Here is a 14,654-nt window from a genome sequence, read left to right as displayed (position 1 = left end):
AGCCGGCTTGCCGGCGATGCAGGCAACTCGGTGGGTCAGTTGAACTGAGTCGATGCCATCGCTGGCAAGCCAGCTCCTACATTGATTGGGGGGCCACAGTAGGTACCGTGGTGTGTCAGTGGTGGTGATCGAACTCCAGTAGAAAATGCGGGCTGACCTGGCCTTCAAGGGCGGTCATGTGGTGTTCGGCATCGCACATGTGTTCATGCATCAAGCTGCGCACCGCGCTTTCGTCCCCGGCGCGGAAAGCGGCCAGCAACTGCTTGTGATAATCCAGGTTGGCCGCGTCGAATTGCTTGCGCTTGGGCTTGTAGGCTTTTTTCAGCACCACCAGGTCGCGCAGCAGGTCGTTGAGGAATTGCGCCGTGAAACTCAGCAGCGGGTTGGGGCAGGCCTTGGCCAGCAGGTTATGGAACTCCAGTTCCGCCAGGCGTTGCTCGCGTTGGCCGGCCTCGCTGTCTTCCGGGGCGCTGCAGAAATCCACGTTGTCTTGCAGGGCCTGGTAGTCGTCTTCGCTGAGGCGCCCCAACACCGACACGGCCAACTCCACTTCGATAACCTTGCGCAATTGGTACACCTGCTCGCCGTCCAGGTGCTGGAAGTGCAGGTAGTTGCGCAAGGCGCGGCTGGCCGGCTCGGTGCCCGCCTGGTTCAGGTACGCGCCGCCGCTGGGGCCGGTGCGCGTGCTCACCAGGCCTTCCACTTCCAGGGCCTTGAGCGCCTCGCGGGCCGAGCCCTTGGAGCACTGGAAACTTTCCATCAGCTCACGTTCGGTGGGCAGGCGGTCGCCGGGCTTCAGGGCGTCGGTGACGATGGAGCGCTTGACCGACTCGACAATCACATCGGACAGCTTCTGGCGTTTGCGTCTCAGCGGGCGGCTTAGCATGGGTTCGATTTATCGTATTAATGCGGATAAATAGCACTTAATAACGATCGAGGTGCAGCGTCAACGGCGGGTGTCGTTTTCGGTGGCAACAGGTCGCAAACGGGTTGCTACTCCGCGTTTGCGGAATCAAGGCAACGCGTGGATCGCGGCGGTTGCTTGCCGTAGACCAGGAAGTCGCCCACCCAGCGGTTGATACACGCGCTGGCGTCCTGTTTGACCGGCTCTTTGAGGCGCAACTGTTCGACCAAGGGAGCGGCCGTCCCGGGCTGTTGCCCGTTGACCAGCACCATGCGCGCCACCCGTTCGGGAAACTGCGCGGCGTAATGGTTGCCCAGGCGGGCGGCAGTGGCGTGGCCCAGGTAGAACATTTGGGCATCGCCGAGTTGGGTACGGACGAACTCCAGGTCTTGAACCGCCTGTTCGATAGCGTTCTCGTTGCTGAGGTCGCGGGTGCTCAGTTCGATGACATCGTAGCGGTTGACCAGTGTGCGATAGGCCGGGTTGGCGTGGGCGCCCCAGAGGCTGGTCAGGCTGATGGCAAAGGTGCCGCCCTGATGCTTTCGTGCGGTGTCGCCGGCCTGGGCAAACACCACGCCTAGCCGGTTCAATGGGTCTCTGGCACCGACGCGGGTCAAGTAAAGGCGCAGGTTGCCTTGCCGGGGCGCGGCATGGTTGCGCGGTACGGACACAGTGCCGCATTGGGTGCGTTCCAGCACCTCGGGGTCCAGGCGGTCAGCGGTGGGGAGGGGGCAGTCCAGCAGCCAGTCGATGGTGGTAGGGGGAATCAGCGGCTGGGCAGCGGCAGTGCCTGCGGTCAGCCAGAGGCAGGCGCACAGCAGGTGTCTTGCAACAATCATCGAGAGGTCCTGGGCGGCCGTGTAGTGGCGGCTTTTTTACCAAGGACCCTGGCTCGATGAATGTAGGGTGAAAAGACGGCTTGTGTACGAAACCGGAGTTTTGTTTATCAGATCCCTTGCTTATCAGAGCGCGGTATTTGCCAACCGCCCCCCAGCGCTTTGTACAAGGCGATGCTGGCTTGCAGGCGTGACAGGCGCAGTTGCACGTTCTGGTCCTGCGCCGCATACAGGGTGCGCTGGGTTTCCAGCACCGTGAGCAGGTCTTCGGCGCCTGCCTGGTAGCGGCTCTCGGCGATCTGAAAGGCACTCTGCGCCTGTTGCAGTTCTTCCGTTTGCCATTGGCGTTGCTGGTCGAGGCGAGTGATGCTGCTGAGGGCTTTTTCCACATCGGCAAAGCCGTTGATGATCGCGCCGCGATAGGTTTGCAGCAGTTCATCCTGGCGGGCGCGGGCCTTGTCGCGTTCAGCGCTTAAACGACCGTTGTTGAAGATCGGGCCCACCAGGCCGGCGGTCAGCGTGTAGTAGGGGCTGCGCAGCACATCCATGGCCTTGTAGGCATCCGAACCCAGGGTCGCGCCGAGGGTGACGGCGGGCAGCATCGCCGCGCGCGCCACAGTGACGTCGGCCTGGGCCGCTGCCAACTGAGCCTCGGCCTTGGCGATATCGGGCCGGCGGCTGAGCAATTGGCTGGGCATGCCAGCGCCGATGTCCGGCCAGGTGAGTGCCTGGAACGGTTCTGCCCCCAGGTTCAGCGCCTGCACCGGCTGGCCGAGCAGGGCGGCCAGGGTGATGCGGGATTCTTCGGCCAGTTGCTGGATCAGCGGCAACTGGCGCTGCTGGCTGGCCACCAGGCTTTTTTGCTGGGCCAGTTCCAGGGCGGTGGCGGAGCCGGCGTCGTAGCGGGTTTGCACCAGGTCGAGCACGTTGCGTGCATTGGTCAGGTTAAGCGCGGCGATCTGCTCGCGCTGGTGGGCGGCGAGGGTTTGGGCATAGCGGTCCGCCACGCTGCTGAGCAAGGTCAATTCCACCGTGGCTTGGTCAAACTCGCTGGCGCGCAGGCTCTGCAGGGCGCTGTCACGGGCGGCCGCGCGGCCACCCCAGAAGTCCACTTCGTAACTGGCGGTGAGGTTGGCACCAAAGTTGTCGACGGCGTCATCGCTTTGTGACGCGTCAAGGTCCGGCCCACCTTTGCCGCGCAGCAATTTCTGATGACTGGTGGCGAGGTTGAACTTCACTTCCGGCAACAACGGTGCACCGGCAATCACCGCACTGGCCTGGGCCTGGCGCACACGGGCCATGGCGGCGGCCACGTCGAAACTGTCACGGCGGGCCTGGTCGACCAGGCGGTTCAACTGCGGGCTGCCGAATTGGGTCCACCACTGCTGGTTGGTGGCTTGCGCCGCATCACGCTCGGCATATTGCCAGGCGGCGGGCGGGGCGATGCCGCTGTCGGGGGCGGCGGGGTTGCCGGCGCAGGCACTGAGGAACACGCACAGGCCGGACACGCACAGGGATCGTTTATTCACTGGTCAACGCCTTAACCGGATCGAGCCGGGCAGCTTTACGGGCCGGCATAAAGCCGAATACGACACCGGTGACCAGGGCGCAACCAAATGCGCCCAGCACGGCCACCAGGGAAAACTGCACCGCCACCTCTGCCAGCACCAGCACGCCGCCCACCAGCAAGGCCAGGGCGATACCGCACAGGCCACCGACCACCGAGAGCATCACCGCCTCGGTGAGGAACTGGCGCAGGATGTCGCGCTGGCGTGCACCGGTCGCCATGCGAATGCCGATTTCACGGGTACGCTCGCGCACGGTCATCAACATGATGTTCATTACACCGATGCCGCCCACCAGCAGGGAAATCGCGGCAATCGAACCCAGCATCAGCGACAGCGTATTCTGCGTGCGGGCCTCGGCCTGGATCATCGCGGCGTTGTTGGTCAGCTCGTAATCACGCTTGCCGTTGTGCAGCTTTTGCATCAACTGGTCGATGGCCACCTCGGCCTCGTGCACCTTGCGCGCGTCGGCTGCGGCGATCACCACATACTCGGGGTTGTAGCTGCCGAACAGGCGCACGCTGGCGGCGGTGTAGGGGATGGCGATACGGTCGTCACTGTCCTTGTTGCCGGAGCTGGCGCCTTTTTCCGCGAGCACGCCGATCACCTGGAACGGCACGTTTTCAATCAGGATGTATTGGCCGATAGGGTTAACCTCGCCCTTGAACAGCTTCTCACGCACGCGATGACCGATCACCGCGACGGTGGCGGCCGCGCGCTCATCGGCTGCGGTGAAGTAATTGCCCTCGACCACCGGCCAATTGAAAATCGCCGGGAAGTTGGTGTCGTTGCCGCCCACATAGGCCATGTAGTCGACGTTGCCGAAACGCACCCCGGCCTCGCTGCCATTGACCGGCATGATGCGCTGCACCTGGGGCAATGCCGCCAGCGCGTGGACATCGTTGAGGGTCACGATCCCCATGGGCGTGCGCGGGTTGGGCGACGACCCACTGAGGTAGAGAATGTTGGAGCCGAACGCACCCATCTGCGCCATGACCTGGCGCTTGCTGCCTTCGCCCACCGCCAGCATCACCACCACCGACGCCACGCCGATGATGATGCCCAGCAGCGTCAGCGCGGTGCGGAAACGGTTGATCCACATCACTCGCCAGGCGGCCTGCACCGCGTCCACCAGTTCGGCTTTCCAGGCGCCATTGTGCTCGGCGCCGTCGGCCAGGCGCTGGCGCAGGTCCACGGCTTGCAGGGCGCCGGTCGTGGCGACGGGGACGGCGTCGCTGTCACCGGCCGAGTCACTGATGATCAAGCCGTCGCGAATCTCGATGATGCGGTTGGCCCGCGCCGCGACTTCGCGGTCGTGGGTGATCAGGATCACCACGTGGCCCTGGCTGGCCAGTTCGTCCAGCAGGGTCATGACCTCGGCGCCGCTGTGGCTGTCGAGGGCGCCGGTGGGTTCGTCGGCAAGGATGATATGGCCGCCGTTCATCAACGCACGGGCGATGGACACCCGTTGCTGTTGGCCACCGGAAAGCTGATGCGGACGGTTGCCGGTGCGCTCGGCCAGGCCCAGGCGCGTGAGCAGGGCGTTGGCGCGGGCATGGCGCTCGGTGGCGCTGATACCGGCATAGATCGCCGGCATCTCGACGTTTTCCTGGGCCGAGCCCGAGGGAATCAGGTGGTAGCCCTGGAACACAAAGCCAAAGGCTTCGCGGCGCAGCCAGGCCAGTTCGTCACTGTCCAAGTGCGCGACGTTCTCGCCGGCGAACAGGTAGTCGCCGATGCTCGGACGGTCGAGGCAGCCGAGGATATTCATCAGCGTGGACTTGCCGGAGCCGGAGGCGCCGACGATGGCGACGAATTCCCCGGCGTGGATGGCCAGGTCGATGCCGCGCAATACGTCGACCTGCGGGCTGTCACCGCCGCCGTAGGATTTGCGGATGTTCTTGAGTTCGATCAGGGGCGTGGTCACCTCAACCCCCGTTGCCGTCGGCCGGGCCGATCAGCAGTTGATCACCTTCGTTCAGGCCGGCGAGCACCTGCACGCGCAGGCGGTCGCTGATGCCGACCTGCACTTGGCGCTGCTCGATACGGCCGTTCTTGCCCACGACCTGGGCGATCTGCTGGCTGGCGTCCGAGGTTCCCTGCAGCGCAGCGACCGGTGCCGTCAGCGTGTCCTTGGCCTGGCTGGCGACGAAAAACACCTGGGTGGTCATTTCGGCCATCAACGCGTTGTCGCTGTTGTCCACATCCAGCAACACGGTGTACAGCACCACGCGGCCGCTGCCGCTTTTATTCGAACTATTGGGGCTGCCGCTGCCCTGGGTTTCATTCAACGGTTTGGGCGGGATCGGCAGGATCTGACGCACGGTGCTGGTCCAGCGTCGGTTGCCGCCGCTCAGGGTGGTGAAATAGGCGGTCATGCCCGGTTTGACGTGGCCGATATCGGCTTCCGAGACTTCCGCCCACACGGTCATCGGTGACAATTTGGCGATCCGCAGGATCAGGGGGGTCTGCTGCTGGGCATTGAGGGTCTGGCCGACCCGCGCGTCCACCGCGACCACGGTGCCGGTCATTGGCGCGTAGATACGCGTGTAGCCCAACTCGGCCTCATCGCTGCGCAGGCTGGCCTGGGCTTGCTGGATCTGCGCCTGGAACATGTCGACCCGGGCCTGGGTGGCGCTCAGTTCGGCTTTGGCGGTTTGTACATCTTCTTCGCGGGTGGCGTTGCCGGCGGCCAGGCGCTGCTGGCGCTGGTACTTCTGGCGCGCCAGTTCGTGCTGGGCCTTTTGCTCCTGCAGCTGGGCCTTGAGGTTCTCGATGGCATAGCGGCTGGCGTCGAGCTTGGCTTTTTGCGTGGACGGGTCGATTTCCACCAACAGCTGGCCTTCCTGGACCTGGTCGCCGGCCTCGACGTGGATCTTGCGGATCTGCCCCGACGCCTGGGCGCCCACGTCTACGTAGCGACGCGGCTGCAAGGTGCCCAGGGCGGTCACGCTGTTCTCGATATTGCCGCGGGTGACGGTGACGGTGGTGAGGGTGTCACGCCCCGGCGGCAGCACCTGCCAGGCCGCGACGGCAATAAGGGGGATCAGGCACGCGATAACGAGCAAGGCGCGTCGGGCAGGTCGAGGGCGTTTCATGCTTGGGTTTCCAGCCAGGAAAGTTCGGACCGCAGTTGCGGGAGAGCTGACAAGTAAACGAGAGAATTGCGCGGGGATTTAGGCGGTTACATAAGCAGTTACAGCTCCCTTGAAGAAAAATTTCGTCCGTTGATGCAAGTCTGCTTTAAAAGTAGATGAGAATTACTATAAATTGCACGCACTCAAACTGCCATCACCTTAACGCTGTCTTTTTTGCACCCAGGGACCTAATGCCGCTACCCGGCGGCCGGGAGTCATGTTGGAAAACTACTATCGCGAGCTGGTGTGTTTCCTCAACGCCAAGCTGGGCAACCGTCAGGTGGCCGAGGATGTGGTGCATGACGCGTATGTCCGGGTGCTGGAACGTTCCAGCGACACCCCCATCGAACAACCCCGCGCCTTTTTGTACCGCACCGCGCTCAACCTGGTGATCGACGGCCACCGGCGCAATGCCTTGCGCCAGGTTGAACCCCTGGACGTGCTGGATGCCGAAGAACGCTTCGCCAGCAGTTCGCCCCACACCAACCACGACCACGCCCAACGCCTGGAACTGCTCGAACGCGCCCTGGCCGAACTGCCGCCGGCCTGTCGTGACAGCTTCCTGCTGCGCAAGCTCGACGGCCTCACCCACCTGCAGATCGCCGAGCGCCTGTGCATTTCCCGCGCCCTGGTGGAAAAACATATCGTCAACGCCATGAAGCACTGCCGGGTGCGGATGCGCGAGTGGGAAGCGCACTGATCACTGATCAGTTAAATTTTATTTCACTGTCCTCGTTTCCTATCAACACACGGCCTGTTGTTCAGGCCTTGAAAGGTATTCCCGCCCCACCGCCAAGGGGCTTATCCAGAGGACACTGGAATGACACAGGCAATTGCTTCGCCCGCGGTTCACGACCTGATCGGTATCGGTTTCGGCCCTTCGAACCTGGCGCTGGCCATCGCCCTGCAGGAGCGCGAGAAGGCCCAGGGCAAACTGGACGTGCTGTTCCTGGACAAACAAGCCGACTACCGCTGGCACGGCAATACCCTGGTGACCCAGAGCGAACTGCAGATCTCGTTCCTCAAGGACCTGGTGACCCTGCGCAACCCCACCAGCCCGTACTCCTTCGTCAATTACCTGAAAGCCCACGACCGCCTGGTGGACTTCATCAACCTGGGCACCTTCTACCCGTGCCGCATGGAGTACAACGACTACCTGCGCTGGGTCGCCGGGCAGTTCCAGGCCCAGGCGCGGTATGGCGAGGAAGTGCTGGCCATCGAGCCGATCCTGCACCAGCAGCAGGTCGAAGCCCTGCGCGTGATCTCCCGCGATGCCCTGGGCGAGCAGCATGTGCGCACCACCCGTTCGGTGGTGGTCAGCGCCGGTGGCACGCCGCGCATTCCCGAAGCGTTCAAGGCGCTCAAGGGTGACAGCCGGGTGTTCCACCATTCTCAATACCTGGAACGCATGGCGACGCAGCCGTGTGTCGACGGCAAGGCCATGCGCATTGCCATCATCGGCGGTGGGCAGAGCGCGGCGGAAGCCTTTATCGACCTGAACGACAGCTTCCCGTCGGTGCAGGTCGACATGATCCTGCGTGGGTCGGCGCTCAAGCCGGCGGATGACAGCCCGTTCGTCAACGAAGTGTTCTCGCCGGCCTTCACCGACCTGGTGTTCCAGCAAGAGGGCGCCGAGCGTGAGCGTTTGGTCGCCGAGTACCAGAACACCAACTATTCGGTGGTGGACCTGGACCTGATCGAGCGTATCTACGGCATCTTCTACCGCCAGAAAGTCTCCGGCATCGCCCGCCAGGCCTTTCGCACCATGACCGTGGTGGAAAAGGCCACCCCAGGCCCGCTGGGCATTGAATTGGTGCTGCGCAACAACGCCAACGGCGACACCAGCGTCAACCATTACGACGCGGTGATACTGGCCACCGGCTACGAGCGCCAGACACACCGCGCGCTGCTGGCGCCGCTGGAAGCCTACCTGGGCGACTTCGACGTGGCGCGCGACTACCGCATCGTCACTGACGAACGTTGCAATGCCGGCATCTACATCCAGGGCTTCAGCCAGGCCAGCCATGGGTTGAGCGATACCTTGCTGTCGGTGCTGCCGATTCGCGCGGATGAGATTGCAGCGTCGCTGTATGCCTTGGACCGTGGACGCGGCCAGGGGCGTTCGGTGCAGGACCTGTTGCTCGCCACCGCGAGCTGACAGGCTGCACTTGTGACCTGGAGGGTTGGCTGATACTGTACAAAAAACCAGTATCGGTAGCCCTCCATGCAGTTGATCGAAAAACTCAGCATTCTCGCCGACGCCGCCAAGTACGACGCATCCTGCGCCAGCAGTGGCGCGCCCAAGCGCAGTTCCGAGGGCAAGGCGGGGCTGGGGTCTACCGATGGCATGGGCATTTGCCACAGCTACACGCCGGACGGGCGATGTGTGTCGCTGCTCAAGGTGTTGCTCACCAACTTCTGTCTTTACGACTGCCAGTACTGCGTCAACCGCCGCTCCAGCGACGTGCCCCGCGCGCGTTTCAGCCCGGAGGAGGTGGTCACCCTGACCCTGGATTTCTACCGACGCAATTGCGTCAGCGGGCTATTTCTCAGTTCCGGTATCATCCGTTCGTCCGACTACACCATGGAGCAGTTGGTGCGGGTCGCCAAATTGCTGCGCGAAGAGCATGACTTCCGTGGCTATATCCACCTCAAGACCATTCCCGATGCCGACCCGGCGCTGATCGCCGAAGCCGGGAAGTATGCCGATCGACTGAGCGTGAACATCGAATTGCCCACCGAGGCCAGCCTGCAGACCCTGGCGCCGGAAAAAAAGATCGTGTCGATCAAGCAGGCCATGCAGACCATCTACACCGGCGAGCAGACGGTCCGTAACGAGCCGCGCGCGCCGCGTTTTGCCCCGGCCGGGCAGAGCACGCAATTGATCGTCGGCGCGGATGACACCGATGACAGCACCATCCTCCACGGTGCCGAGGCGCTGTATGGCAACTTCAAGCTGCGCCGCGTGTATTACTCGGCGTTCAGCCCCATCCCCAACAGCCCGAAAAGCGTGCCCCTGGCCGCGCCGCCGTTGATGCGTGAACATCGCTTGTACCAGGCCGATTTCCTGCTGCGCAGCTATGGGTTCAACGCCAATGAACTGTTCAAAGGCCCCGGCCACCTGGCCCTGGACATCGACCCCAAGCTGGCTTGGGCCCTGGAAAACCGTGACGTGTTCCCCCTGGACCTGAACCGCGCCGAGCCGACCTTGATCGCGCGCATCCCGGGCATTGGTTTGCGCACCACCCAGCGCCTGGTGGACCTGCGCCGCGAACGCAAGATCCGCTTCGAAGACCTGGCGCGCATGCGCTGCGTACTGGCCAAGGCCAAGCCGTTTTTCATCACCAGTGACTACCACCCGCAACAAGCCGACAGCACCAGCGTGCTGCTGCGCGAACAATTGCGCGACCGCCCGCAACCGCAGCAAATGGGGTTGTGGGGATGATCAGCCTGGAATGCGACAACCTGTTCAGCACCTGGCGCGACCAGGCGCGCTGGTTGCTCAGCCATCAGGTAGACCCCAGCCAGGTGAGTTGGGGGGAGGCGGAGGTGGCCGACCTGTTTGCCACCGACCAGTCGATTCCCGAAGCGCCTGGGCCGTTCCAGACGCGGGTGCCCAAGGCCCTGCTGGAACTGCTGGAATCGGCCGCCTGCCACCACGGCGACCAGCGCTGGAGCCTGCTGTACGAAGTGTTGTGGCGGGTCAGCCACGGCGACCGTACCGCCATGCTGGCAGGGGACAAGCTGGGCAGTGAGTTGCAGCGGCGGATCAAGCAGGTCAGCCGCGAGGCGCACCACCTGCATGCGTTTGTGCGGTTTATTGCGTTGCCGGCGCAGGCGGGGCCGGAACTGCCCGAGTACGTGGCCTGGCATGAGCCGGCCCATGACATCTTGAAATCAGCCAGCCAGCATTTTATCGGGCGCATGGGCCGTCATCGCTGGATGATCGCCACGCCGTTGGATGGGGTTTACTACGACGGTGAGCAGTTGATCCATCAACGTGAATGCCCCGAGGCGTGGCGGCAGTTGGCGCAGAATGTCGAAGACCCCCACAGTGCGATGTGGCTGACCTACTACAGCCACATCTTCAACCCGGCGCGGTTGAACCCCAAGGTGATGGAAGGGCATTTGCCCAGCCGGTTCTGGAAGAACCTGCCGGAGGGCAAGTTGATACCGGGGTTGATCAGCGAAGCGCGGACGGGGAAGCAGAAGGATGGGCAGGCGAAGATGATTGGGGTCAAGCCTGGCAAGAAAATACTAAGTGGGCACGGTTAAAAAATGTGGGAGCGGGCTTGCTCGCGAATGCGGTGTATCAGTGACAAATTAAGTGACTGACACTCCACATTCGCGAGCAAGCGCGCTCCCACAGGGGTTATGCAGTGTTTGGTGAAATTGGGGCTCAGGCCAGTTCGGTGGCGGTGTTCTTCACCACCGCCAATTCCGGATGCGCCACCAACTTATCGATGTGCAACTCGTCATTGTTCAACCAGGTCTCGGTCAGCACCCGGTAGTGCTCCATGTCGCGGCAGCGCATGCGCAGGCTGTAGTCAAACGGCCCGCTGATCAACTGGCATTCGAACACTTGCGGGCAGGCCTTCACACAGGCTTCAAAAGCCTTTTGCGCCGACCGCCCGCTTTGGTTGGACAAGGCCACCAGCACCAGCAACGACAGCCCTGGCGAGACCATCTGCACATCGATGATCGCACCATACCCACGGATCACCCCGCGTCGCTCCAGCTTGCGCACGCGTTCCAGGCAGGGCCTGGGCGTGAGGTGCACCAGCGACGAGAGCTTTTCGTAGGTGATACGCCCCTGGTGACGCAGCACTTCGATGATGGCTTCATCGATGCGGTCCAGCGCAGGGGAGGAATGGGGTCCGTTGGCCTTGGTATCCATGGGTTTCACTTCAAACGGTTGGAAAGAAATTGCTGCAAGCGCTCGCTGCTGGGGTGGTCGAGGATCCTGGCGTCGCCGTGTTCCTCGACACGGCCCTGGTGCAAGAACAGCACTTGGCTGGACACCTGGCGGGCAAAGCCCATCTCGTGGGTGACCATCAGCATGGTACGACCTTCCTCGGCCAACGTCTGTATGACTTTGAGGACTTCGCCTACAAGTTCTGGGTCGAGTGCGGAAGTCGGCTCATCGAACAGGATGATCTCCGGCTCCATCGCCAGCGCCCGGGCAATCGCCACGCGCTGTTGTTGGCCGCCGGAGAGGAACGCCGGGTACTGATCGGCCACGCGGCCTGGCAGGCCGACCTTGTCCAGGTACAGGCGCGCACGTTTCTCCGCTTCGGCGGCGCTCACGCCCAACACCCGGCGCGGGGCCATGGTGATGTTTTCCAGCACGGTCATGTGGCTCCACAGGTTGAAGTGCTGGAACACCATGGCCAGGCGCGTGCGCAGGTTCTGCAATTGATCTTGATGCGGCGCACGGGTGCCGGCGCGGCCCTGGCGCATTTCGATGCTGATGCCGTCCAGGGTGATCACCCCAGCGTCCGGCTGTTCGAGGAAATTGATGCAGCGCAGCATCGTGCTTTTGCCGGAGCCGCTGGCGCCGATCAGGCTGATCACGTCGCCATTACGGGCGTTCAGGGACACGCCCTTGAGCACTTCGTGTTCGCCGTAGCGTTTATGGATGCCTTCGACCTGCAGCTTGATGGCCGCGGTGGCGGGTGGGGCGATGGGTTCATCAACAGGATAAGCGGCCAGGGCCTGCGCGGACTGATTCATGGGTTAGCCTCGGGTAGGAACAAGAAAACGCATCCAGCGACGTTCGGCCAGTCGGAACAGGCCCACCAGTGCAAAGGACAGCAGCATGTAGAGCAGGGCAGCGATACCGAATGCCTGGAACGTCAGGAACGTCTCGGCATTGGCGTCGCGGGCCACCTTGAGGATGTCGGCGACGGTGGCGGTAAAGGCCAGGGACGTGGCGTGCAGCATCAGGATCATTTCGTTGCTGTAGGCCGGCAATGCGCGGCGCAACGCCGCCGGTACCACCACAAACAGGTTCAGCCGCCAGCCGTGCAGGCCGTATGCGCGTGCTGCTTCGATTTCGCCGTGGGGAATATTGCGGATCGCCCCGGCAAAGATTTCCACGGTGTAGGCGCAGGTGTTGAGCACAAAGGCCAGCAGGGTGCAGTTCAGCGCATTGCGGAAAAACTGGTTGAGCAGGGCGTTGTCCTGCACCACTTCCAGGCTGTACAGCCCGGTGTAGCAAATCAGCAACTGGATATACAGCGGCGTGCCGCGAAACAGGTAGGTGTAGACCTCCACCGGCCAGCGCAGCCAGAAGTGCTCGGAAACCCGCGCGAGCGCCAACGGTATCGATAGGAAAAAACCGAACACGACAGAGATGATGAACAACCACAACGTCATCGCTACGCCGGACAGTCCTGTGCCATCGCTGAACAGATAGGCCAGGCCGTATTGCTGGAACAGTTCGATCATCGCGCCATCCCCTTGATGCCGAGGTTGTAGCGCCGTTCGAGGCGCTTGAAGATGCGGTTGGAGAGGGTGGTGATCACCAGGTACACCAGGCCCGCTAGGATCAGGAAGTACAGAGGCTCGTTGGTGGTCTTGCCGGCGTTCTGCGCGGCCTTGACCAGGTCCGACAGGCCGATGATCGACACCAGCGCCGTGGACTTGAGCAGCACCAGCCAGTTATTGCCCAGGCCCGGCAGGGCAAAACGCATCAGTTGCGGGAACAGCACCAGGTGAAAGCGCTGCCAGCGGCTCAGGCCGTAGGCGGTCGCGGCTTCCAGTTGGCCGACTGGCACGCTGAGGATCGCGCCCCGGAAGTTCTCGGTGAAATACGCGCCGTAGATAAAACCCAGGGTGACGACGCCCGCGGTAAACGGGTCGATTTCAAAGTAATCCCAGCCGAACACTTCGCTCAGGTCGTTGAGCCACAGTTGCAGGCTGTAGAAGATCAGCAGGATGAGCACCAGGTCCGGCACGCTGCGGATCAGCGTGGTGTAGAGCGTGGCCGGTACGCGCAGCCATTTGGCGCTGGAGAGCTTGGCGCCGGCGGCGATCAGGCCCAGGGCGAGGCTCAGGGCCAGGGCCAGGAATGACAGTTTGAGGGTCATCCAGGCGCCTTGGGCCAGCATCGGGCCGTAGCCTTGCAGGTTGAGGAATTCGTTCATTGGGAGAATCTCTAAAGGGCGCAGACAACCCTGTAGGAGCCGGCTTGCCGGCGATGAGGCCCTTGGGTTCAGCGCAATGCTTCAGGCCGCCATCGCCGGCAAGCCGGCTCCTACAGGGATCAGCCGTTGGCATCACTCGTTGTAGATGTCCTGATCGCCGAAGTACTTCTTCTGGATCTGTGCGTAGGTGCCATCGGCCTGGACGGCGGCGATGCCCTTGTTGATCAGCGCACGCAGTTCCTGGTCGTTCTTGCGCAGGCCCATGGCGATGTCCAGGGGCAGTGTCGGGTCCTTGAAGGCCGGGCCGGTCTTGAAGTCGGCGCCTTCGGGTTTGGACAGGAAGTTGAGCTGGGCTTCGAGCTTGTCGGTCAGGGTCGCGTCGAGGCGGCCGTTTTGCAGGTCAGCGTAGTTCTGGTCCTGGGACTGATACGCCTTGATTTGCGCGCCGAGCTTGGCCAGGTGCGCGCGGGCATACGCCTCTTGCAACGAGCCTTGCAGCACGCCGACTTGCTTGCCCTTGAGGGACTCCGGGGTGTCGCCGAAGTCGGCGCCCTTGCGGGTGATCACCGAAGTCGGGCTGAGGAACAGTTTGTCGCTGAAGTCGATGATTCTTTCACGCGCTGGGGTAACGGCCATGGAGGACATGATCGCGTCGAACTTGCGTGCGCGCAGGGCCGGGATCATGCCGTCGAATTCGTTGTGGACCCAGGTGCATTTCACTTCGAGCTTGGCGCAGATCGCGTTGCCCAACTCGATATCGAAACCTTGCAGGCTGCCGTCGGCGGCCACGGATTCGAAGGGGGGGTATTCGGGGAAAACGCCGAAGCGGATTTCTTTCCAGTCCTGGGCGTGGGCGGCGGTTGCGCAGAGTGGCAACAGCAGCGCGGCGAAGAGTGATCGCAATGGAGTCATGTGCAGGTCCCTATATTTTGTAATTGATGTCAGGGCAGTGAATAACTGGGAGCAGAGAATGCTTCATGATGGTGCGTTTTTTGTGTCGTTTACCCGGTGCCGAAAGCGCAAATTGCGCTGTTAAAACCGCCAATGCAGCGGAATCGGCTGTA

Annotated in this window: 14 protein-coding genes; 4 read left to right on the top strand and 10 right to left on the bottom strand. The window is 62.7% G+C overall.

Features of this window, described 5'->3' with window-relative positions:
* Nucleotides 1-115: 115 nt before the first annotated feature.
* The 5 genes from AC0IYN_RS29990 to AC0IYN_RS29970 all read right to left on the bottom strand — a co-directional run bounded on the left by AC0IYN_RS29990 (nucleotide 116) and on the right by AC0IYN_RS29970 (nucleotide 6,403).
* Entirely contained in the window at nucleotides 116-886 is a 771-nt protein-coding gene (locus AC0IYN_RS29990; protein WP_471844648.1) for a FadR/GntR family transcriptional regulator, read from the bottom strand.
* A gap of 107 nt (nucleotides 887-993) precedes the next feature.
* Nucleotides 994-1,743, bottom strand: a complete 750-nt coding sequence (locus AC0IYN_RS29985) for an alpha/beta fold hydrolase (protein WP_471844646.1) — start codon at nucleotides 1,741-1,743, stop codon at nucleotides 994-996.
* Nucleotides 1,744-1,850: 107 nt separating this feature from the next.
* The gene (locus AC0IYN_RS29980; RefSeq protein WP_471844644.1) at nucleotides 1,851-3,269 is read right to left on the bottom strand and encodes an efflux transporter outer membrane subunit; all 1,419 of its coding nucleotides are present in this window, start codon (nucleotides 3,267-3,269) and stop codon (nucleotides 1,851-1,853) included.
* Nucleotides 3,262-5,232 (bottom strand): MacB family efflux pump subunit, encoded by a 1,971-nt coding sequence (locus AC0IYN_RS29975; RefSeq protein WP_457267764.1) that lies wholly within the window; start codon nucleotides 5,230-5,232, stop codon nucleotides 3,262-3,264. Before AC0IYN_RS29975 ends, AC0IYN_RS29980 begins: the two co-directional genes overlap by 8 nt.
* 1 nt (nucleotide 5,233) lies before the next feature.
* Entirely contained in the window at nucleotides 5,234-6,403 is a 1,170-nt protein-coding gene (locus tag AC0IYN_RS29970) for an efflux RND transporter periplasmic adaptor subunit (protein WP_078049318.1), read from the bottom strand.
* A gap of 256 nt (nucleotides 6,404-6,659) precedes the next feature.
* Here AC0IYN_RS29970 and AC0IYN_RS29965 point away from each other — a divergent pair, with 256 nt between their 5' ends.
* From AC0IYN_RS29965 to AC0IYN_RS29950, 4 genes are all read left to right on the top strand, one after another.
* A complete protein-coding gene (locus AC0IYN_RS29965) occupies nucleotides 6,660-7,142 on the top strand; it encodes a sigma-70 family RNA polymerase sigma factor (protein ID WP_078049317.1) in 483 nt (160 codons plus the stop codon).
* A gap of 120 nt (nucleotides 7,143-7,262) precedes the next feature.
* On the top strand, nucleotides 7,263-8,600 hold the full coding sequence (locus AC0IYN_RS29960; protein WP_406598990.1) for a lysine N(6)-hydroxylase/L-ornithine N(5)-oxygenase family protein: 1,338 nt from the start codon (nucleotides 7,263-7,265) through the stop codon (nucleotides 8,598-8,600).
* Nucleotides 8,601-8,666: 66 nt separating this feature from the next.
* Nucleotides 8,667-9,887 (top strand): putative DNA modification/repair radical SAM protein, encoded by a 1,221-nt coding sequence (locus AC0IYN_RS29955; protein ID WP_471844641.1) that lies wholly within the window; start codon nucleotides 8,667-8,669, stop codon nucleotides 9,885-9,887.
* Nucleotides 9,884-10,717, top strand: a complete 834-nt coding sequence (locus AC0IYN_RS29950) for a TIGR03915 family putative DNA repair protein (RefSeq protein ID WP_471844639.1) — start codon at nucleotides 9,884-9,886, stop codon at nucleotides 10,715-10,717. The genes AC0IYN_RS29955 and AC0IYN_RS29950 overlap by 4 nt, the downstream gene beginning before the upstream one ends.
* 124 nt (nucleotides 10,718-10,841) lie before the next feature.
* Here AC0IYN_RS29950 and AC0IYN_RS29945 read toward each other — a convergent pair whose 3' ends face one another.
* The 5 genes from AC0IYN_RS29945 to AC0IYN_RS29925 all read right to left on the bottom strand — a co-directional run bounded on the left by AC0IYN_RS29945 (nucleotide 10,842) and on the right by AC0IYN_RS29925 (nucleotide 14,502).
* Nucleotides 10,842-11,339, bottom strand: a complete 498-nt coding sequence (locus AC0IYN_RS29945) for an Lrp/AsnC family transcriptional regulator (protein WP_016974875.1) — start codon at nucleotides 11,337-11,339, stop codon at nucleotides 10,842-10,844.
* A gap of 5 nt (nucleotides 11,340-11,344) precedes the next feature.
* Entirely contained in the window at nucleotides 11,345-12,175 is an 831-nt protein-coding gene (locus tag AC0IYN_RS29940) for an ABC transporter ATP-binding protein (protein ID WP_471844637.1), read from the bottom strand.
* 3 nt (nucleotides 12,176-12,178) lie between these two features.
* Entirely contained in the window at nucleotides 12,179-12,892 is a 714-nt protein-coding gene (locus tag AC0IYN_RS29935; protein WP_457240191.1) for an ABC transporter permease, read from the bottom strand.
* Nucleotides 12,889-13,590, bottom strand: coding sequence for an ABC transporter permease (locus AC0IYN_RS29930; RefSeq protein ID WP_071495875.1), 702 nt, complete (start codon nucleotides 13,588-13,590; stop codon nucleotides 12,889-12,891). Before AC0IYN_RS29930 ends, AC0IYN_RS29935 begins: the two co-directional genes overlap by 4 nt.
* Before the next feature lie 132 nt (nucleotides 13,591-13,722).
* Nucleotides 13,723-14,502: an ABC transporter substrate-binding protein gene (locus tag AC0IYN_RS29925; RefSeq protein WP_406598987.1), complete on the bottom strand. Its 780-nt coding sequence runs from the start codon at nucleotides 14,500-14,502 to the stop codon at nucleotides 13,723-13,725.
* Nucleotides 14,503-14,654: the final 152 nt, after the last annotated feature.

This window comes from Pseudomonas sp. AC112 (assembly GCF_979253545.1).
This window is presented reverse-complemented; position numbering and strand designations above follow the sequence as displayed.